The 19,679-nt window shown below is 72.4% G+C and carries 20 protein-coding genes, 2 tRNA genes and 1 pseudogene; 9 read left to right on the forward strand and 14 right to left on the reverse strand.

Translation table 11 applies throughout. From position 1 onward, the window contains the following. Together E1300_RS03255 and E1300_RS03260 are read left to right on the forward strand one after the other, a co-directional pair. Window positions 1-303 (forward strand): helix-turn-helix domain-containing protein (locus tag E1300_RS03255; protein ID WP_131755359.1); only part of this gene is annotated, 303 nt, incomplete at its 5' end. Window positions 304-402: 99 nt separating this feature from the next. Beyond that, entirely contained in the window at window positions 403-1,314 is a 912-nt protein-coding gene (locus E1300_RS03260) for a quinone oxidoreductase family protein (RefSeq protein WP_131755360.1), read from the forward strand. Here the strand turns inward: E1300_RS03260 and E1300_RS03265 are convergent. The 4 genes from E1300_RS03265 to E1300_RS03280 all read right to left on the reverse strand — a co-directional run bounded on the left by E1300_RS03265 (window position 1,301) and on the right by E1300_RS03280 (window position 3,788). Next, window positions 1,301-2,263: a helix-turn-helix transcriptional regulator gene (locus E1300_RS03265; RefSeq protein ID WP_131755361.1), complete on the reverse strand. Its 963-nt coding sequence runs from the start codon at window positions 2,261-2,263 to the stop codon at window positions 1,301-1,303. The genes E1300_RS03260 and E1300_RS03265 overlap by 14 nt on opposite strands. Window positions 2,264-2,300: 37 nt before the next feature. Beyond that, complete coding sequence (locus tag E1300_RS03270; protein WP_207399450.1) at window positions 2,301-2,459, reverse strand: hypothetical protein; 159 nt, start codon at window positions 2,457-2,459, stop codon at window positions 2,301-2,303. 92 nt (window positions 2,460-2,551) lie between these two features. After that, on the reverse strand, window positions 2,552-2,896 hold the full coding sequence (locus tag E1300_RS03275; protein ID WP_131755362.1) for an antibiotic biosynthesis monooxygenase: 345 nt from the start codon (window positions 2,894-2,896) through the stop codon (window positions 2,552-2,554). An 85-nt stretch (window positions 2,897-2,981) separates the two neighbouring features. Beyond that, entirely contained in the window at window positions 2,982-3,788 is an 807-nt protein-coding gene (locus tag E1300_RS03280) for a helix-turn-helix transcriptional regulator (protein ID WP_131755363.1), read from the reverse strand. Window positions 3,789-3,820: 32 nt separating this feature from the next. Here E1300_RS03280 and E1300_RS03285 point away from each other — a divergent pair, with 32 nt between their 5' ends. Then, window positions 3,821-4,486: a shikimate kinase gene (locus tag E1300_RS03285; protein WP_131755364.1), complete on the forward strand. Its 666-nt coding sequence runs from the start codon at window positions 3,821-3,823 to the stop codon at window positions 4,484-4,486. Between the two features lie 22 nt (window positions 4,487-4,508). On the opposite strand, the gene E1300_RS03290 is transcribed toward E1300_RS03285, so the two are convergent. Next, on the reverse strand, window positions 4,509-5,045 hold the full coding sequence (locus tag E1300_RS03290; RefSeq protein ID WP_131755365.1) for a helix-turn-helix domain-containing protein: 537 nt from the start codon (window positions 5,043-5,045) through the stop codon (window positions 4,509-4,511). 43 nt (window positions 5,046-5,088) lie between these two features. On the opposite strand from E1300_RS03290, the gene E1300_RS03295 reads away from it, so the two are divergent. Beyond that, entirely contained in the window at window positions 5,089-6,336 is a 1,248-nt protein-coding gene (locus E1300_RS03295; RefSeq protein ID WP_207399451.1) for a serine hydrolase, read from the forward strand. 257 nt (window positions 6,337-6,593) lie between these two features. Next, a pseudogene (locus E1300_RS52130) lies at window positions 6,594-6,821 on the forward strand (alpha/beta fold hydrolase); the annotation flags it as partial. A 113-nt stretch (window positions 6,822-6,934) separates the two neighbouring features. On the opposite strand, the gene E1300_RS03305 reads toward E1300_RS52130, so the two are convergent. Continuing rightward, window positions 6,935-7,357, reverse strand: a complete 423-nt coding sequence (locus E1300_RS03305; protein WP_131755367.1) for a MarR family winged helix-turn-helix transcriptional regulator — start codon at window positions 7,355-7,357, stop codon at window positions 6,935-6,937. Window positions 7,358-7,443: 86 nt separating this feature from the next. Between E1300_RS03305 and E1300_RS03310 the strand changes: the two genes are divergently transcribed. Both E1300_RS03310 and E1300_RS03315 read left to right on the forward strand, forming a co-directional pair. After that, window positions 7,444-8,442: a quinone oxidoreductase family protein gene (locus E1300_RS03310; RefSeq protein WP_242618919.1), complete on the forward strand. Its 999-nt coding sequence runs from the start codon at window positions 7,444-7,446 to the stop codon at window positions 8,440-8,442. Between the two features lie 80 nt (window positions 8,443-8,522). Then, entirely contained in the window at window positions 8,523-9,254 is a 732-nt protein-coding gene (locus tag E1300_RS03315; RefSeq protein WP_278045338.1) for an MBL fold metallo-hydrolase, read from the forward strand. A 62-nt stretch (window positions 9,255-9,316) separates the two neighbouring features. On the opposite strand, the gene E1300_RS03320 is transcribed toward E1300_RS03315, so the two are convergent. Both E1300_RS03320 and E1300_RS03325 read right to left on the reverse strand, forming a co-directional pair. Then, window positions 9,317-9,805, reverse strand: coding sequence for a pyridoxamine 5'-phosphate oxidase family protein (locus tag E1300_RS03320; protein ID WP_131755369.1), 489 nt, complete (start codon window positions 9,803-9,805; stop codon window positions 9,317-9,319). Between the two features lie 19 nt (window positions 9,806-9,824). Continuing rightward, window positions 9,825-11,273, reverse strand: a complete 1,449-nt coding sequence (locus tag E1300_RS03325; RefSeq protein WP_131755370.1) for an MFS transporter — start codon at window positions 11,271-11,273, stop codon at window positions 9,825-9,827. Window positions 11,274-11,379: 106 nt separating this feature from the next. Here E1300_RS03325 and E1300_RS03330 point away from each other — a divergent pair, with 106 nt between their 5' ends. After that, on the forward strand, window positions 11,380-11,874 hold the full coding sequence (locus tag E1300_RS03330) for a winged helix-turn-helix transcriptional regulator (RefSeq protein ID WP_207399452.1): 495 nt from the start codon (window positions 11,380-11,382) through the stop codon (window positions 11,872-11,874). Between the two features lie 48 nt (window positions 11,875-11,922). Here the strand turns inward: E1300_RS03330 and E1300_RS03335 are convergent, their stop codons facing one another. From E1300_RS03335 to E1300_RS03350, 4 genes are all read right to left on the reverse strand, one after another. After that, complete coding sequence (locus tag E1300_RS03335) at window positions 11,923-13,215, reverse strand: serine hydrolase domain-containing protein (RefSeq protein WP_242618920.1); 1,293 nt, start codon at window positions 13,213-13,215, stop codon at window positions 11,923-11,925. Between the two features lie 116 nt (window positions 13,216-13,331). After that, window positions 13,332-14,561, reverse strand: coding sequence for an RNA polymerase sigma factor (locus E1300_RS03340; protein ID WP_131755486.1), 1,230 nt, complete (start codon window positions 14,559-14,561; stop codon window positions 13,332-13,334). Between the two features lie 5 nt (window positions 14,562-14,566). Beyond that, the gene (locus tag E1300_RS03345) at window positions 14,567-14,890 is read right to left on the reverse strand and encodes a YciI family protein (protein ID WP_131755372.1); all 324 of its coding nucleotides are present in this window, start codon (window positions 14,888-14,890) and stop codon (window positions 14,567-14,569) included. A 257-nt stretch (window positions 14,891-15,147) separates the two neighbouring features. Next, window positions 15,148-15,624 (reverse strand): hypothetical protein, encoded by a 477-nt coding sequence (locus tag E1300_RS03350; protein ID WP_131755373.1) that lies wholly within the window; start codon window positions 15,622-15,624, stop codon window positions 15,148-15,150. Between the two features lie 202 nt (window positions 15,625-15,826). On the opposite strand from E1300_RS03350, the gene E1300_RS03355 reads away from it, so the two are divergent. Continuing rightward, window positions 15,827-19,411, forward strand: coding sequence for an nSTAND1 domain-containing NTPase (locus E1300_RS03355; RefSeq protein WP_131755374.1), 3,585 nt, complete (start codon window positions 15,827-15,829; stop codon window positions 19,409-19,411). 35 nt (window positions 19,412-19,446) lie between these two features. Here the strand turns inward: E1300_RS03355 and E1300_RS03360 are convergent. Together E1300_RS03360 and E1300_RS03365 are read right to left on the reverse strand one after the other, a co-directional pair. After that, window positions 19,447-19,522, reverse strand: a tRNA-Arg gene (locus E1300_RS03360). 32 nt (window positions 19,523-19,554) lie between these two features. After that, window positions 19,555-19,629, reverse strand: a tRNA-Cys gene (locus E1300_RS03365). Window positions 19,630-19,679 lie beyond the last annotated feature (50 nt).

The raw sequence follows: 19,679 nt of genomic DNA on the forward strand, positions 1-19,679 counted from the left end.
CTCCGCTCCGCGCTGGCGGCCTTCGAGCGGCTCGGCGCGGCGCCGTGGGCCGCACGGGTCCGCGCCGAGCTGCGCGCCACGGGCGAGACCGCGCCCGCTCCGCCCCCGGACGGCGACCCGCTCGGCCGGCTCACCCCGCAGGAGCTCCAGATCGTCCGGCTGGCGGCGGCCGGGGCGAGCAACCGAGACATCGCCGCGCGGCTGTTCCTCAGCCACCGGACGGTCGAGTACCACCTCTACAAGGCCTATCCCAAGCTCGGCGTCGCCTCCCGCGCCGAGCTGGCCCGCTTCGCCGCCCCGTGAGCACCACCCCGTGAGCACTACGGTGGCGCCACGGATTCGGGCCCGCGCCACCGCCACCTAGCTTCGTGATCACTGGAACCACCGATCAGGGAGCACGCGATGAGCAGAGTGATCGTCTTCGACGCGCCGGGCGGGCCGCTGCGGCTCGCGGAGGTACCCGAACCGCAGGCCGGCCCCGGCGAGGTGCGGGTCAGGGTCAGGGCCGCCGGCGTCCAGCCCTTCGACGTGGCCGTCGTCGGGGGATGGCTGCCCGCGGGCGCGGACGCCCCCTACCCGCGCACGCCGGGCAACGAGTTCGCCGGGGTCGTCGACCAAGTCGGCGCGGACGTGGCGGGCTTCACGCCCGGCGACGAGGTGCTGGGCTTCGGGCTGCTGAACGCCTACGGCGAGCACCTGGTCGTCCCGGCCGCGCAGGTCACCGCGAAGCCGCCGGAGATGCCGTGGGAGGTCGCGGGCGGTTTCAGCGCCGCGTCCCAGACGGCCCGCAACGTGATCGAGGCCCTGGAGGTCGGCGAAGGCGAGACCCTCCTGGTGCACGGCGCGGCCGGCGCGGTCGGCACCGTCGCCGTCCAGCTCGGACGGCACCGCGGCGCCACCGTGATCGGCGCGGCGCGCGAGGAGCAGCACGACTACCTGCGCTCCCTCGGCGCCCTGCCCGTCGCCTACGGCGAGGGCTTCACGGCCCGCGTCCGCGAGCTGGCCCCGGGCGGGGAGGTCCACGCGTCCCTGGACAGCGTCGGCGGAGCCGCCCTCGACGCCACCCTGGAGCTGGTGAAGGACCGCTCCCGCGTCATCACGCTGTACGACCACGACCGCGCGGCGGCGCTCGGCGTCGGCCTGAGCCCGGCGATCCGCACCGCCGAGCGGCTGGCCGAGCTCGCCGCCCTCTACGCGCGCGGCGAGCTGAGATGGCACGTGCTGCGGACCTTCCCCCTCGAACAGGCGGCCGAGGCCCACCGCTTCTACACGGCGGGCGGCATCCGCGGCAAGATCGTCCTCACCGTGGACTGACGGCGCGGGCCGCGCGCGCCGCCAGGTCGCGGATGTGCGCCACCAGCTCCGGCGGGTCGTGCACCTCGAACTCGCAGCCGAGCATGAACAGCCGCGCGGCGAGCCATTCGAGGGTGTCGGGGCGCCCGCTGAGCAGGCACCGGCCGGCACCGAGCGGCCGCACCTCGCCGGGCGCCGCGCCGAGCCGGGCCATGACGTCCGCCGCGGGCATGTGGACGGTGACCTCGGCGCTGTAGATCGGCGCCGCGGCGTACGCCTTCTCCCTGAAGTACGCGGCGGCGTCGCCTCCGGGCACCTCGCGCTCGGTGCGGCGCTGGCCGGTCGGGCGCGGCTCGTCCACGCGGTCGACGCGGAACGTCCGCCAGTCGTCGCGGTCGAGGTCGTAGGCGACGAGATACCAGCGGCGGCCCGCGGCGACGATGCGGTGCGGCTCGGCCAGCCGCCGCGAGTCGGCGCCCCCGCCGGACCGGTAGGCGAACCGGACCCGCTCGCGGTTCGCGATGGCCGCGGCGAGCACGGCCAGATGCGCCGGGTCGACGGTCGGGCCGCCGTCCGGGACCAGCGGGACGGTCGCGGCGCCGAGCACGCCGACGCGGCGCCGCAGCCGGGACGGCAGCACCTGCTCCAGCTTGGCGAGCGCGCGGGCCGAGGCCTCACCGATCCCGTCCACCGGATGTGCGGCGGCGCCGCGCAGCCCGACCGCGATCGCGACGGCCTCCTCGTCGTCCAGCAGGAGCGGCGGCATCGCGGCCCCGGCGACCAGGCGGTACCCGCCCTCGGGCCCCTTGGTCGCCTCGACGGGATAGCCCAGCTCGCGGAGCCGCTCGATGTCGCGCCGGATCGTCCGGCCGCTCACCCTCAGCCGCTCGGCCAGCTCGCCGCCCGGCCACTCGCGCGGGGTCTGCAGCAGCGACAGCAGGTTCAGCAACCGGATCGAGGAGTCCGCCATGCGCCCAGCATGCCGCAGATATAGGACGGAACCTGACCTAAAGCCCGCCCCGACCGGCGAGCAGGTCGAACCGGTGGCGCCCGAGGACCTGCTCGTCACTCTCGGGCCCGCCCAGATGCGCCTTCATCTCGGGGATGTTCACCCGACGCAGCAACTCCAGGTCGCGCTCCGCCCACGGCTCGATCCGCACGTCCACGCGTTCCTCCCTGAGGGCGGGAGCCCTGCGGATCCGGGGAGCGTCAGGAACCGACGGGGCCATGAGCAGCCATTACCCGGCAGAACGGATCGTTAACTGGTCAACGAACTCCCCTGGTCCTCGCCGGTCCGGTAAGCGGTGAGCACGTCGAAATGGCGGATGAGCGGATCGGAGTCGAGCAGCACGGCCCGCGCCGCCGGCGTGACGTGCTCGCGCTCGTACCCCTTCCCCGCAAAGCTCCTGACGGCGTCGAGGGACTCGAACAGCGTCACCGTCTCGATGCCCACCGCGTCACCATCGCTCCGGGCCAGCAGGTAGGCGCCGCGGAAGCCCTCTATACCCCGCAGGCTGGTGAGCACCTCCGTCTGGAAAACCCGGCGGTACTCCTCGGTGGTCCGCGGACCGCTGGTCCGGGCCTGCCATACTCTCGCGATCATGCTGGGCACCTTCCCGCGCCGTCTGGATCGGACCGACGACCCGAGTGTGGGCCCGCGCGCCCGTCCGGCGCTTGAAGATCCTTGCTCAGTCCGGCGCCGCCAGCAGGGCCCGCAGCGCCCGCGGCGTGCGGCCGCACTCGTCGCGGACCGTCCGGGTCAGATGGGCGTGGTCGGCGAAGCCGAGCTCGGCCGCCAGGCCCGCCAGATCGGCCCGGCCCGCCTCGATCGCCTCCAGCGCCATGTGCACGCGGACGCGGGCGCGGTACCTGGTCAACGTCATGCCGGTCTCATCCCGGAAGGTCCGGCTGAGGTGGAAGGGAGAGCATCCGAGGCGCCGGGCGACGTCCCGGAGCCCGAGCGTGCCCGGTTCCCCGGCGAGCAGTTCCTTGGCCCCGCCCGCCAACGCGCGCCGGGCCGCAGCAGTCGCCGCTCGTCCCACCGCACGTGGCGAGGACGGTGCCGCGAGGACGCGTCCTGCCAGCCGGACGGCCATCTCGGCCACCTCGAAGGAGTCGCACCGACGCGCCCTGGCCGCCAGCACGCGATGCGCGACGGCGAGATCACCCGTCACCGGAACAGGACCCCCTACCGGCGCCCCTCGATCCAGCTCGGCCATGAAGGGATCCGACATCAGCAGGGCCGTGCACGTGTCCTCGCTCCCCGGCCGATGGGCGATGCTCTGCTCCTGCGCCGGGCCGCCGAAGTAGGCGACCGTCGGGTCCGCCACGAGCGTGCGGCCGCCGACCCGCGCACGGAACACACCACGGCGCACGAACGTGAGCTGATGCCCGTCCGGGATCTCCGGATCGGACCACGACTCGGCCCGAGCGCGAATCGCTATCCGCTTGAGCGAGAACCCGTCGCCGTCCACGATCGGCGTGACCACGCGCATGCCGCGACGATACGCCGACCGGAAGGACAGCCGTGACGTTCGGACGACCTTCGCCCGGCGTCCCACCAGAGCGGCTGCGGCACGTCTACTGGATCGGCGGTGGCAGCGGCTCAGGGAAGTCCACCATCGCCCGGCGCCTTGCCGACCGGCACGGGATGCGCCTGTACGACACCGACGCCGCCATGCCCGACCACGCGCGCCGCCTCCCCGCGAACGAGGCCCCCTACCTGGCCCGATTCGCCGCCATGGACATGGACGAGCGCTGGGTGACCAGGAGCCCGCGCGAGATGCTCGACACCTTCCACTGGTACCACGGCGAGGGTTTCGACCTGATCCTCGACGACCTGCTCAGCCTGCCCGCCGACCGTCCGGTGGTCGCCGAGGGATTCCGGCTGCTCCCCGGGCTCGTCCGCCCCCTGCTCGCCGACCCGGACCACGCCGTGTGGCTGCTGCCGACGCCCCGTTTCCGCGAGGCCGTCTTCGCGGACCGCGGCGGTGCGGCCTGGAGGCTCGTCGCGAAGACCAGCGATCCGCGGCGTGCGCTGCGGAACCTGCTCAAACGCGACGCCCTGTTCACCGACCAGCTGTCCGAACAGACCCGCCGACTCGGCCTCACCACCAGCACGGTGGACTCCGCGATGACCGAGGAGACGCTCACACGACGCGTCACCGAACAGTTCAAGCTCGCCCCGTCCTGAGCACGCGTCGCGGTGCGGCGTTCTACTCGGCGGCGTCGTCGCCGAGCAGGAGGACGGTCGCGAGGATGCGGCGACGGCGGCCGGGCCGCGGCGGGTTGGCCAGCCGAGGCCGGAGCACCCGGGCGAGTTCGCGGCGCAGCTCGGCGAACTCGTCGTCGTCGAGCCACATCCCGGCGAGGCGGTAGCTCACCTGGTCGCGGAGCAGGTCGATGTCGGTCCTGGCGGCGTACCGGTCGAACGCGTCGAGGAGCCCGGCGACATAGGCCGTGAACGCCTGCCGGTGCTCGTCGGGGCTCATCGCGTCGACCTCGTCCAGGCCGATGCTCGCCGCGCTCAGCCGCAGCACGTAGGTGCGCTCGACCGTGCCGCGCACGCGCCGCTCGGCGGCCACCGCCAGCACCCCGGCGTCGGTGAGGCGGGCGATGTGCCGGTAGAGGCTGGTCGTGGGGACGTCCGCGAGCTCGGTCTTCAGCTCGTTCGTGGTCAGCGCCCGGTCGCCGAGCAGCGCCTGGACGATGCGCAGGCGGACCGGGTGCAGGAGCAGGTCGGCGGACGTCACGTTGACAAAGCTACCAGTTTCGGCAATGTTCCCACTTATGGAAATGATCGCTGAGGAACGACTCCGCTGGATGGTGGACGGCTCGGCCCGCGCCCCGCTCGACGACGCGGAGATCGAGCGGCACGTGGCTCCCGCGCTGCTCGCCATGAGCGGCGGGCCGGGCGCGGTGAACGCGGCGATGGCCGCGCTGGGCCCGGTGACCCTGCGCAGGATCACTTCGTCGCAGCCCGACCGCGCGCAGGCCGCGGTGCGCACCGGAAGCGGTGACCACCTGCTGACCGTCCAGGTGGACGCGGCCGGGCTCGTGGCCGACATGCAGCTCACCTCGGACGAGCCGTCCCCCGGCTCGTGGACCGACATCGACCGCCGGCTCGCCTCGCTCGCGGCGCGGGTGTCGTTTGCGGCGGCGACGATCGGCCCCGGCGGCACGTGCGCGCAGGTGCACGGCGTGGCCGCGGAGACGCCGAGACCGATCGGTTCCGCGTTCAAGCTGTACGTGCTCGGCGCGCTCGCCCAGGCCGCCGCTGAGGGAAAGGCGTCCTGGCAGGAACCGCTGGCGATCCGGGATGACCGCAAGAGCCTCCCGTCCGGCCGGATGCAGGACGTCCCCGCCGGCACCGCGTTCACGCTGGCGGAGTACGCCGACGCCATGATCTCCCTCAGCGACAACACCGCCACCGACCACCTGATGGGGCGGCTCGGCCGGGACGCCGTGCAGCGGCAACTCGTCCTGTTCGGGCACCGCACGCCGGAGGCGAACATCCCGTTCCCGACCACCCGGGCTTTCTTCCGGCTGAAGTTCGACTCCGCCCGCGCGGACGAGTACCTGGCCTTGCCCGAGGACCGCCGCGCCGCCGAGCTACAGGCCCTGGAGGATCTGCCGCTCCCCGATGCGCCGGAGGCTTGGAGCCGTCCCGAACGCATCGACCAGATCGAGTGGTTCGCTTCGCCGATGGACATCGTCCGGGCGTTCGCCGGCCTCTACCGCTTCGACATGCCGCAGGTCGGCCACGCGCTCTCGCTCAACGACGACGGGCTGGCTCTCGACCCCTCACAGTTCCCCACCGTCTGGTACAAGGGCGGCTCGGAACCCGGCGTGGTGACCCTGAACTACCTGGCATGCACCGCCGATGGCCGCGTGCTGGCCGTCAGCCTGATGGTGTCCGACCCGCGGACGGCGTCCAGCGGCCTGGAGATGAGCCTGAAGTGCCAGCCCATCATCCGCGGAGCGTTCGAGCTGCTCAAACAGTGCAGCGACGGCGCCGCGGCGCCCACGGACCACCATCCCTAGGTCGCACGCGGACGGCAGTGAGATCAGCCGCCCAACACCACGCCGCGTCCGCGCGGAGCACGGACCAGGCTCGCGCTCAACCGCTTGCGCGCCGCGGACCCGGCACATCGGCTCGGCCCCTTGCTCCGCAACCCCGGCAAACCCGGCGGCCCGGGCACCGACACCGTCGCGTGAGGCGGGACGATGCTCGGCAGCACCGAGTCGAAGCCGCTTCGTGAGCGCTTCGACCTGATCGGGTTCGAGTCGACGCGACCCGCGCGGCCCTCGGTGAGCGCAGGATCTCCTGGCTCGGCGTCTCGTACGGCACGGAACTGGGCGCCTCCTGCGCCCGGCTGTTCCCCCGGCGGGTGCGGGCGATGGCGCTGGACGGCGCCATCGACCACAGCCGTTCGGTGGAACGCGACGCCCTGGACGGGTCCGCCGCCACCGAGCGGCAGTTCGGCCGGTTCGCAGCGTGGTGCCGGACCACGACCGGCTGCCCGCAGCACGGCCGGAACATCGCCCGCGACGTCGACGCGCTGACCGCGCGCGCTCGTGGTCGGTACCACGGGCGATCCGGCGACAGAGTGCCGGCGATCCGTCTCGGGCAGGACGCGCGTCAGCCCAGTGCCTTCCGAAGCAGCGCCGTCAACTGGTCCTGTTCGTCGGGTGAGAGCCGTCCGACCGCCGTGCGGGCGAAGGTGAAGGCCGTGGCGAACCGCTGGTTGACCTCGTCCCCTTGGGGGGTTCGCGCGACGAGCCGCGAGCGGCGGTCCCGGGGGTTCGGCTGGCGGACCGCGAGGCCGAGCGCTTCGAGGCGCACGACGATCTGGGTGATGTTGGACGCGTCGCAGCCGAGCTCCTCGGCGAGGGCGCCCATGCCGCGCGGCTCGTCGAGCCGCCCGAGTACGCAGGCCTGCGCCGTGCTGAGCGACAGCTCGGCCGCGGCCGCCTCGTAGGCGCGGTCGTAGACGTCGACCAGGTCGAACATGGCGGCCTCGGCCTCGGACGAGGTGGTCGCGGGTTTGTTCGGCAGCGCCATGGCACCCAGTCTAGACGAGCTACTTGATTCACTCAAGTAACCGTGCTTCCATGATGCTTGATTCACTCAAGCAATCAGGAGGGCCGATGGACAGCCGAGTCGAGCACACAGTCGGCGGCACCCGCGTGGAGCAGCAGATGCGAGCGGTCGTTCTTGACCGGTTCGGCGGAATCGACGAGCTCACGTCGCGCCGGATACCGCTCCCGGAGGTCGGCGACGACGACGTCCTCATTCGGATCGAGTTCGCAGGGGCCGCGTCCTGGGACGCGGTCGAGCGGGAGGGGCACTACGACGGCGCCTTCGGCATCGCGTCGACCTTCCCCTACGTCCTCGGCTGGGACGCGGCGGGCACGGTGGCCGCGGTCGGACGCAACGTCACCCGGTTCGATGTGGGCGACCGCGTCTACGCCGCGACGATGCCGGTGCCGCGCGGCGGCTTCTACGCCGAGTACGGCGTCGTCGAGGCGGAGTTCGCGGCGCACGTGCCCGACCGGATGCCGACCGACCAGGCCGGCGCGATGGCGTGGGACGCCCTGACCGCGCTGAGCGGCCTCGATCTGCTCGACCTCCGGCCGGACGACACGCTCATGGTCTTCGGGGCCAGCGGAGGTCTCGGGCACATGGCCGTCCAGCTGGCGCGGCACAGCGGCATCCGGGTGCTCGCCGTCGCTTCCGGTGATGACGGTGTCGCCCTGGCCCGTCGCCTGGGCGCCGACCACGCCGTCAACGGCCGCGAGGTCGACGTGCTGGAGGCGGCCTCGAAGTTCGCGCCGGGCGGGCTCGATGCGGCTCTGGTCACCGCAGGGGGCGAGACCGCCGAGCGAGCTCTTCGCGCGATCAAGACGTCCGGGCGGATCGCCTGGCCGAACGGCGTCCTGCCCATGCCTGCGACGTCACCGAGCGCGACGGTGTCCCAGTACGACGGGGACCGGAGCCGCACCGCCACCGATCGGCTGAACGCGATCATCGAGGCGAGCTCCTTCGAGGTCCACGTCGCCCGGACCTTCCCGTTGGAGCGGGTCAAGGACGCGCATCGCGCCCTGACCGATCACTACGTCGGCAAGCTGGCCCTCCAGATCGGCTAAGCGCTCCGGGGGCCGTCCGCCAATCACCTCCGGTCGGCGTGTGTGTGCGTCACAGTGGCGAGATGGAGCAGACGCTACGGATGACCGTCATTGGATCCGGTGACGCCTTCGGCAGTGGAGGCCGCTTACAGACCTGCTTGCACCTGCGGGCCTCCGGTGACGAGGGAACGTTGCTCATCGACTGCGGAGCCACCGCGCTGACCGGCCTCAAACGCTACGGATGCGATCCCGCGGAAGTGGCGGTCGTCGCGGTCTCGCACCTGCACGGCGACCACTTCGCGGGACTGCCGTTCCTGATCCTGGACGGCCAGTTCCGCCGCCGGACACGGCCGCTGCACCTGGTCGGTCCGCCGGGCCTGGACGACCGCCTGCACCAGGCCATGGAGGTGCTGTTCCCCGGCTCGACCTCGGTGACGCGCCGGTTCGCCGTGCACGTCCACGAGACGCCGCCCGGCTCCGACCTCACCCTGGGCACCTGCCACGTCCAGGCCTTCGCGGTCGATCACCAGGCCGGTGCCCCCGCACTGGCGCTCCGGGTCACCCTGGCCGGCAGGACGATCGCCTACAGCGGAGACACCGCGTGGACCGACACCCTCCTCACCGTGGCCGACGGCACCGACCTGTTCGTCTGCGAGGCCTACACCGCCGACCGCGCCGTGCCCGGTCACCTGCATCTGCCCGACCTGGTCTCCCACGCCGCCCAACTGCGCTGCCGACGCCTCCTCCTGACCCACGCCGGACCCAGCGTCCTGGACCAGCCGCTCGCACCGCACCTCACCCTCGCCCACGACGGCATGACCATCGACCTCTGACAGGGCGAGGGTGGGGGCGGATGTACGGTGACCGCCGGGCGACGCGAACCCAAGATGCCCTGTCAGCGTTCTTCTGCGGCGTGCCAGATTTTGCTGTGCAGGTCGGTCCCTCTGATTACCTGAATGCGCCAGGGCTCCAGGCGGAGGACGTGCAGTTTCGGATCGCCGGGCCCGCCGCGCCAGAAGTTGCCCAGGTCGTAGCCGGCCCCCTTCGGGCTCGTGCGCCGGTACAGGTCCCACACGTGCCGCTTGACCTCCAGGTCGTCGACCCAGGCGGCGACGGCGTCGACGCTCACCGCGTTCTGCCGTGGCGTCCAGTAGGAGAACGTGGTGTGCGGGTTGCCCGCCAGATGGGCGGCCTTGACGGGCGTCTTGTAAGTGGCCAGCCAGCCCACGGGGGTGCCGTCGACGGTCTCCCAGACCGGGATCAGGACCCGTGCGCGGGGCCGTCCCTTCTTGTCGACGGTGGTCATGGTCGCGTAGACGATGTCGCCGATGTAGGCGTCGAACTGGCTCTTGATCGTCGCGAAGGACGTCACGGAGGTGGCCATCGGTCCTCTCCTTCCCTGCTCAAGCGGCGGTCGTGGTGGACTCGGCGGGGATGGCCGTGGTCGGCGGCGAGTCGTCCCGGCCGGTGGGCGCACGGAGACCGAAGGCGAGAACGATCGCGCCGAGTGCCGCCGCGGCGACCGGCACCATCAGCGCGGTGCGCAGGGCGTCCAGGCCCGAGCCGGCGGCGACGCTGACGGCGGTGACGGCCGACAGGCCGAGCGCCGTGCCGAACTGGATGGAGGTGTAGAGCAGACCGCCCGCCAGGCCGTGCTCGTCCTCCGCGACGCCGTCGGTGGCGGCCATGGTGAGCGGCCCGTACGCCAGCGAGAAGGCCAGGCCGAGCAAGAGCAGCGCGGGGAGCATGGCGAGATAGGTCCAGTCCATCCCGACGGGCAGGAACAGCGCGTACGCGACCGCCGCGAGCACGATGCCGCCGAACAGCACGCGGGCGTTGCCGAAGCGGTCCACCAGTCGCGGCGTCAGGACGGGCGCGAGGACGGTGTCGATGCCGATCACGAGCATGGCCAGGCCGGTCTGCATCGTGCTCCAGCCGCGCAGCTCCTGGAAGTACAGGGTGGCCAGGAACTGGAAGCCCGCGAACGCGGCCAGGAAGAGCAGCGCGGCCAGGTTGACGCGCACCAGCGGCGCGGTGCGCAGGATCCCGAGCCGCACCAGCGGGGACGGCGACCGCCGTTCGACCGTGGTGAACATCCCCAGCAGCGCCAGGCCCGCGGCGAACACGCCGACGGTCACGCCGGGGCCCTCGCCGGGATGTTCCAGACGGACCACCCCGTACACCGTCAGGAGCATCGCCCCGGTGATGGTGACGGCCCCGGTCAGGTCGAAGCCGCCCGATGGGCGCTCGCCGTCCGTGTCGCGGACGAGGGCCAGAGCCGCCACCAGGATCAGTGCCGACAGGACGACCGGCGCGAAGAACACCCACCGCCAGCCGAACGAGGTGAGCGCGCCGCCCGCGACCACGCCGAGCGAGAACCCGCCCGCCGCCGTCCCCGCGTAGACGCCGAGCGCCTTGTTGCGCGCGGGGCCCTCCGGGAAGTTGGACGTGACCAGCGCCAGCCCGGCGGGGGCCATGAACGCCGCCGCGACCCCCGTGACGAACCGGGCGACCAGCAGCATCCAGCCCTCGGTGGCGAGCCCGCCGAGCCCGGAGAAGACCAGGAAGACCGCCAGCCACAGCACGAACATCCGGCGGTGGCCCAGCAGGTCGGCGGCGCGCCCGCCCAGCAGCATGAACCCGCCGTAGCCCACCACGTAGGCGCTGACGACCCCGCTGAGCATCCCGGTGGAAAGGCCCAGGTCGGCGCGGATCGACGGCAGCGCCACGTTCAGCATCGCCACATCGATGCCCTCCAGGAAGATGGCACCGCACAGCACCAGCAGCACGCCCCAGGCACGCCCCGCCAGGCCGGCCGGCCCGCCGGCGGATCCAGTGACGGAATTGGACATCGGTACCCGACTCCCTCGTGTCGCGGGAACCGGCCCGGGGTGGTTCCCCACGTGCAGGCCGGTTCCCTCTTGTAACTGACAGCATCGTCGGGCACCATCGGTGACCATGGAAGACGGCACTCTCAAGTCCCTCGGTTACTGCGCGGATACCGCCGTTGACGACGACGTTCTCCAGTGGGACCAGCGCGCCGACTGCGAGGTGCGGCAGATCCTCGACCGCATCGCCGACAAGTGGTCGCTCCTGGTGATCGCGCTGCTGGACAAGCGCAGCCTGCGGTTCACCGAGCTGCGCCGCGCGATCGATGGGATAAGCCAGCGGATGATGACCCGCACCCTGCGGCATCTGGAACGCGACGGGCTGGTGAGCCGGACGGTGCACCCGACCGTCCCGCCGCGCGTGGACTACGCGCTGACACCGATGGGCGCCACCTTGCACAGCACGATCCGCGCCCTGGTCCTCTGGACCGAGGAACACCAGAACGCCATCGCCGCGGCCCGCGCCGCCTACGACAAGCGCGCCGCCGCGGAGCAGGAGGCGGCCGAACGCGAAGCGGCCGAACGCGACGCCATCGCCCGCACCGCTCTGCCGACCAGAGGCTGACCGCCTCGGTCCGGACGCCGGCTACCCCCGACCTCTGACGATGATGCTTCAGGGTTCGATTCGTGCGGCCGTGCGAACGTCGGCGCGGCCCGTGTGCAGGTAGCGGGCATGGCCTTCGCCGTCGTCTCCCAGGAACGCGACGGGCCCGTGGCCCGGCTCGGCGGGCAGCAGGGAGTCGCCTCGCCAGCCGAGCAGCTCGGTCCGGTACGGCTCGTCGCCGGCCTCCACCGCGAGGCCGAGAGGGACTCGCTCAAGCCACAGCCGTCCCTGTTCGTCCGCGCTCACCGTGGTCTGGCTCGTGCTGGACGCGTAGACGCCCGCGAGCCGCCTGGCGTCCGGGCGCACCGCGGGATCGGGCACGGGCTCGGCGGGAGACTCGATGACCCTGTCGAGGATCTCCTTCATCAGCGGCTTCCGGTCGCCGCCGTTCGTGAAGATCGCCACCGACACCTCGCGGCCGGGGTCGACCCGCAGGACGGCCGACTGCCCGATGGTGTTGCCGTTGTGGCCGAACACCGGACCGCCCGGCAGGTCGTAGAGCTCCCAGCCGAGACCCCAGGCCGTCCCCCAGCCGATGTCGGGCAGGGCGACCTGCGGCTCCCGCATGGCCCGCAGCCCCTCGTCGGCGAGATGCATCCGGACGAAGGCCAGCAGGTCGCGCGGGGTCATGGCGAGCATCGATCCGGCGGGCGCGTTCGAGCGCGCCATCGCCCAGACCGAGGCGGGCCGCCCACCCAGGTGTCCCACCGCCGCGCGATGCAGGATCGCCTCGTACGGATCACTCGCCGCGTGCGTCATCCCCAGCGGCGTGAACAGGTGGTCGCGCATGCACCGGTCGAACGGCTCGCCCCGCACGACCTCGACGATCCGCCCGAGCACGCTGTAGCCCGCGTTGTTGTAGGAGAACATCGTCCCGGGCTCGAAGAGCTGCGGGACGTCGGCCAGCAGTTCCACGTACCGCTCCAGGCAGTCGTCCCCCTTGCCGGTGTCGGTGAACACGTCCCCCTCGAACCCGGCCGTGTGGCACAGCAGCTGCCGGACGGTCACCTCGCGGAACCCGGGAAGGTACGTGTCCACCGGTGCGTCGAGCTCCACCAGCCCTTCCGCGACGAGTCCCATCACCAGCGTCGCCGTCAGCACCTTGGTGACCGACCCGATCTGGAACACCGAGTCGACCGTCGCCTCCACTCCCGTCGCGGTGCTCAGAACCCCCGCCGCCGCCTCGACCAGCCGTCCGCCGGCGTCGACGGCGACCGCCACCCCCGGCACCCCGTGCTCCTCCGCCAGCCCCGGCAGCCGCTCCCGCAGCCACCCTTCGACCTCATCGATCTCCATCCTCATCCACCCCACCGTAGACAGCGCAGCCGGTGAAACTCAGGTGACCTGATCCGTCGACGCTCGCCGGACGGCGTGCCAGGGGTGAGGAGCGGTGCCGTGTCGGCTGGGAGCGGCGGGCGCTACCGCAACTGGTCGCGGCGGCGGGTCAGGTAGGCGGTCTCGGCGGTGTTGCCCGCCAGTTCGATCGCCTTGTCGTAGGCCGCGCGCGCCTCGTCGCCGCGTCCCAGCCGGCGCAGCAGGTCGGCGCGGGTGGCGTGGTAGGCGTGATAGCCGTCCAGCGTGTCCTGGAGACGGTCGACGGCTGCCAGTGCCACCTGCGGACCGTCGAGTTCGGCGACCGCGACGGCCCGGTTCAGGGCGACGATCGGTGAGGGGTCGAGGCGGACGAGCTGGTCGTAGAGGGCGAGGATCTGCGACCAGTCGGTGTCGCGCATGTCGCGGGCGGAGGTGTGCACGGCGTTGATCGCGGCGAGGATCTGGTAGCGGCCCGGTGCGGCGCCGGCGGCGGAAGCGGCGAGGCGCTCGCGCACCAGCCGGTGCCCTTCGGCGATCAGCGCCGCGTCCCAGGCTCCGCGGTCCTGCTCGGCGAGGGCGACCAGCTCGCCGCCGGACGAGAGGCGGGCGGTGCGGCGGGCCTGGGTGAGCAGCATCAGCGCCAGGAGCCCGGCCACCTCGCCGTCGCCCGGCAGCAGGGCGCGGATCAGGCGGGTGAGGCGGATCGCCTCGGCGGTCAGGTCGTGCCGGAGGGGATCGGTGCCCGGGCCGGTCGCCAGGTAGCCCTCGTTGAACACCAGGTACAGGACGGCGAGCACGCCGGACACGCGCGTCGGCAGATCCTCGGCGGACGGCACCCGGTAGGGGATGCCGGCCGCCTTGATCTTGGCCTTGGCGCGGGTGATCCGCCGCTCCAGGGCGGTCTCGCGCACCAGGAACGCGCGGGCGATCTCCGGCACGGTCAGACCGCCGACCATGCGCAGTGTCAGCGCCACGCGGGTCTCCATCGCCAGCGCCGGATGGCAGCACGTGAAGATCAGCCGGAGGCGGTCGTCGTCGATGGCGCCGACGGACTCGGGCGGGGCGTCGTACACCATCAGAGCCTCCCTGTGCTTGTCGTCGCGCTTGTTCTCGCGACGGATCCGGTCGATGGCCTTGCGGTTGGCGGTGGTGGTCAGCCAGGCACCGGGGTTGGGCGGGACGCCGTCGGCCGGCCACCGCTGGACGGCGGTCGCGAACGCCTCGGCGGCCGCCTCCTCGGCGATGTCGAGGTCACCGAAGCGCCTGGTCAGGGAGGCGACCACCCGGGCCCACTCCTCGCGGTGGGCCCGGCTGACCGCCGCGCGGACGTCCATGTCGTTCACAGGAACGGCCGCACCTCGATCTTCCGGTCGCAGACCTTCGACGCCTCGGCGGCGAGCTTGAGCGCCACGTCCAGGTCGGGGGCCTCCCACACCCAGACGCCGGCGAGGTACTCCTTCGACTCCACGAAGGGGCCGTCGCTGAACACCGCCTGCTCGCCCCGGTTGTCGATGACCGTGGCCGCGTCGGTGTCCGCGAGCCCGCCCGCGAAGACCCAGTGGCCCTCGGCGATCAGCCGCTCGTTGAACGCGCTGATGGCCGGCTGCCTGTCGGTGCTGCCGGGGTTGTCCTTGTCGTCGATAACGGAAACCAGGTAGCGCATCTGCGGATCATCTCCTGTGGTGTCGGGGCGGCGTCTTCCGGCGCTCGATCTTCAGCAGCCACCGGGTCAGGATGCCACTGCCGTGCCCTGTGTGGTTCACCCTTCGGCTCGGCCTTCCATCGACGGCGGTCCGCCGCCCCTGGTGGGCGGCCTCACCCTGGCCACGAACGACACCGCCCCGACCCGACACCGCCTCCCGGATTTCTTCGAAGAACTTTCCGGTAGGCGCTCGTCAGCGCTCCGAGGGACCGATCCTTCTACTTGTAGTACTGCGCCCAGTACTCGACGGTGTGCTTGTGATTGAGCCAGAACATCGCGCGGTATTTCGAATGCCCTGCGTTGCTGGTGCGCAGGGTGTGGTACCGGCCGTCGCAGCGCCAGGTGTCCGCCGCGACGATCTTCCAGCCGAGGCCGGCGGGGAGCTTGTACCTGAGCTGCGCGTCCATCCTCGTGTCATTGCCCCAGCACCGGGAGTTCACCTGCATCAAGCGGGCCCCCCTGGGCCGGTCCCAGGGCCGGGTCGTCCAGTTCGTGGTCGGGGTGTGGGAGTCGTGCCGGATGGTGTGCCACGCGGGACGCCGTGCCGCCTGGGCGTCGGAGTCATGCGGCGTGCTGGTCTGAGCGGTCGGCCAGTCGATCGGGACGTTGTGCGCGTATGCGGGTGAGGGGGCCAGGAGGGAGGTACCGAGGACCGCCGCAGCGGCTCCCAGCGTCGCCAGATTCATCATCGCCACCGGAGACTCCGTTCGTTCGGCCTCGCCGGGTCGTGGCGAGGTCGTGGACGTTCCTGATCACGCTCGCGGCGGCCGGAATTGAACACAATCCCCATTTCCGCTGTTCAACGGGGTGAGTGGTTCGGGTGAGCGGACAGGGCGCGCGGGCCGGAAGCGGACACGGCGCGCCTACTGCTGATCATGTGCGGGTTGGATGGGCGCCATGGGGCGTCCGGAGAATCCTCTCGACCCGAGCGCGGGTCCGGTCGAGCAGTTCGCCTTCGCGTTGCGGAAGCTGCGCAACGAGGCGGGCCGTCCGACCTACCGCGAACTGGCGCGCCGCAGCGGGTTCTCGGCGACCGCGCTGACGGCGGCCGCGCGCGGCGACCGGTTGCCGAGCGCAGCCGTCGCGGCGGCGTTTGCCGAGGCGTGCGGCGGCGAACGGGAGGAGTGGCAGCGCCGCTGGCAGGAGGCCGCCGACGCGGTGGCGGCGGTCGAGAGCGCCACGGCGCCAGGGGCACGCCTTTCGCCATATCCAGGACTGGCCGCCTTCGAGGAGGAGGACGCGGATCGGTTCTTCGGCCGGGAATCCCTGGTCACCGATCTGGTGGAGCAGCTCGGGCAGAGCCGGTTCGTCGCGGTCGTCGGGCCGTCGGGCAGCGGGAAGTCCTCACTGCTGCGCGCGGGTGTCATCCCTGCGGTGCGTGCCGGTCTGCGTCCGGACGAGGGGCCGGTGAGCTGCGTTTCGCTGACACCGGGATCGGCGCCGATGGCCGCTCTGAAGGCCGCGCTCGCCGCGGACGGACCGGAGGCCCCCGACGAGCGGCTGGTGGTGGTCGACCAGTTCGAGGAAGTGTTCACCCTCTGCGGCGATCCCGCTGACCGCGCGGCCTTCATCGACGCGCTCCTGCCGGACGAGCACGCGGACCCGCCGATGCGGGTGATGATCGCCCTGCGCGGGGACTACTACGGCCACTGCGCCGGATACCGCCGGCTCGCCGCGGCCCTGCGCGCCGCCAGCGTGCTGGTCGCGCCGATGACCGCGGCCGAGCTGCGCGAGGCGATCGTGAAGCCGGCCGCCCGCGAGGACGTGACCGCGCAGCCCGCGCTGGTCGCCACCGTGATCGCCGAGGCCGGGGACGAGCCCGGGATGCTGCCGCTCGTCTCGCACGCCCTGCGCGAGACCTGGCTGCGGCGGCGCGGCAAGGCCCTGACGCTGGACGCCTACCAGGCCGCCGGCGGCATCCACGGGGCGATCGCGCGCACCGCCGAGGAGCTCTACGAGTCCCTGTCGGACGGGCAACGGGACCTGACCCGGCGGCTGCTGCTGCGCCTGATCGCCATCGGTGAGGACGCCCAGGTCGCGCGCCGCCCGATGCGCCGCGCCGACCTCCCCGGCGGCGAGGACGACGACCTGCGCGTCGTCCTCGATCTGCTGGCCGCAGCCCGGCTCGTCACCCTCGACCGGGACCTGGTCCAGCTGGCCCACGAAGCGCTCATCACCGCCTGGCCCCGGCTGCACGAGTGGGTGGACGGCGACCGCGACGGCATGCGGATCCACCAGCTGCTCGCCGAGGCCGCCCGGTCCTGGCGCGACCTGGACGGCGACGCCGGGGCGCTGTACCGGGGAACACGGCTGGCCACCGCCCGCGAGTGGGCCGAACGCGCCGGCACGGACCTGACGGACGTCGAGCGTGCGTTCCTGGACGCCAGCACCGCCGCCGAGGACGCCGAGCGGCAGGCCGCACGGCGGCGGGCCCGGCGGCTGCGCGTCCTGGCGACGGCCATGGCCGTGCTGCTGATCGTCGCGACCGCCGCCGGAGCCGTCGCCGAACGCCAGCGCCGCCTGGCCGACCAGCGGCTGCACCAGTCCCGGTCCCGCGAGCTCGCCGCCCAGGCCCGCGTCCTCGCACCGGCCGACCAGGAGGCGGGACTGCGGCTGGCGGCGCGGGCGTACCGGCTCGCACCGACCGTCGAAGCCCGCAGCGCCCTGCTCAGCATCGCCGGAGCACCGGGGAGCGGGATGCGGCTGATCGGCCCCGGCGAACCGGTGCACGCGATGGCTTTCAGCCCGGACGGCAGGACGCTCGCCACCGGCGGAGGCGGCCCCGTCCGGCTGTGGGACACGGTCAGCGGACGCCTTCTGACGACGTTCCGGCAGGAAGGCGTCTGGTCGCTGGCCTTCAGCGCGGACGCACGGCTGCTGGCCATCGGTGACGACGGGGGCGGGGTCAGCGTCTGGGACGTCGCCCACCGCAACCGGCGGCAGACGACCCGGCTCCTTGACGACCCGGTGGAGGCGGTGGCGTTCGATCCGACAGCGCGGATGATCGCCGCGGGTGCGGTCACCACTCATCCGGGCAGGTTCGGTCAGGTGACCGTGTGGGAGCCGGGCAACGGCCGCACGAGGACGTACCGCGGTGAGCGCACCGTCGCCCGACTCGGCGCCGAGCAGGGCGATTGGCTGCGCACCGGAAGGTCGGAGTTCCCCTTCGCGCTGTTCGCCGGTTACAGCAGGGACGGCCGGACGCAGGTCGAGACCCGGTTCACCGTGGACTCGCGCGCCGCCGAGAAGTCGCAGCCCGATACGGGCGCGGAGGTGGTGGTCAGGCGACCGGGCGCCACCGAGTGGCGCATGTACATGTCCTTCGACGGCGCATGGGCGCTGGATCCCGAGGGCCGTGTCCTCTTCGTCGGCGCGGGCACCGGCGAGATCACCGCATGGAACCTGGTCCGCCGGTCCCGCCTCGCCGCTTTCCCCGGGGTCGCCGCCGCCGTCGAGACCATGACGGTCAGCCGGGACGGTCGCATGCTCGCCACCGCCAGCGAGAACGGTGACGTCACCGTCCACGACCGCCGGCGGATGCCGCTGCTCGGCCATACCGGCACGGTCGAGTCCGTCGTCTACAGCCCCGACGGTCGCACCATCGCGTCCGCGGGCGACTCCACGGTGACGCTGTGGGACCCGGTCGGGCGCCGACCGCGCGCGGCCCTCGCCTCCACCGGCAAGAGGACGCCGGTCCGGGCCGTCGCCTACAGCCCCGACGGTCGGGTGCTCGCGACAGGGGACGAATACGGCACGGTGCGGCTGTGGGAGCCCGCGACCGGGAGAACGATCAAGACGCTCCACTCGACGGACGAGTCCGTGACGGCCTACGACCCCGAGACCATGGAACCGCTCCCGCAGGCGAGCCGGCTGACCTTCAGTTCCGACGGCGGCATGGTCGCCGCAACCTTCGATCAGGGCCGGGTCAGGTGGGACGCCCGTACGGGCACCGCCTACAAGTTGGACGAATGCTCCGAGAGCTGGGAGTTCGACCCGCGCCAGGACCGGATCATCTGCTTCGACGACCGGACCGTCGCGTCCCGGCTCCCTACCAGGACACCGCTCAAGGGGGAGCCGTACGAGTCATCGCCCGACCCTGGGGATCCCGGCTTCTTCAGCCCGGACGGGCGGTTCCTGGCCGTTCTCGGGCGACCCGAGGCGAACAGTCAGTTCCAGCTCTGGGACACCGGACGCCGCAAGAAGATCACAGCGCTGCCGCAGTTCGCGCGTCCTGCCAGGGCCGTGGCGATCGGTCCGGAGGGACGGCTGCTCGCCATCGCGGGCGCGGACAACACCATCACCCTGTGGGACCTTCACCGCGAGGAACTCTGGGCGACGCTCACGGGCGATGGCAAGACCGTCACCAGCCTCGCGTTCAGCCCCGACGGCAGCACTCTCGCATCCGGGAACGCCAGCCACATGGTCACTCTGTGGCCGCTCGACACCACCGCCACCGTCCAGGCGCTCACTTCCCCGAACTGACGGTACTTTCGCGAATCGCCCAGCGGCCCGTCAGCTGGTCTCCTCGGCAGGGATCGAACCTGCGGCTTCCGGCTTCGGAGGCCGGCGCTCTGTCCGCTGAGCTACGAGGAGGTGCCCCCGCCCCCGGGTGACGAGGGGCGGGGTGGAGACGCTGGTGGGACTCGAACCCACGTAAGACGGCTTTGCAGACCGTCGCCTGGCCACTCGGCTACAGCGCCATGAGAAGAAGAAGGGCCGCCGTTCCGGTCACGGAGGGCGGCCGTCGCGC

It is taken from the genome of Actinomadura fibrosa (genome assembly GCF_900659615.1).
Lineage (GTDB): Bacteria > Actinomycetota > Actinomycetes > Streptosporangiales > Streptosporangiaceae > Spirillospora > Spirillospora fibrosa.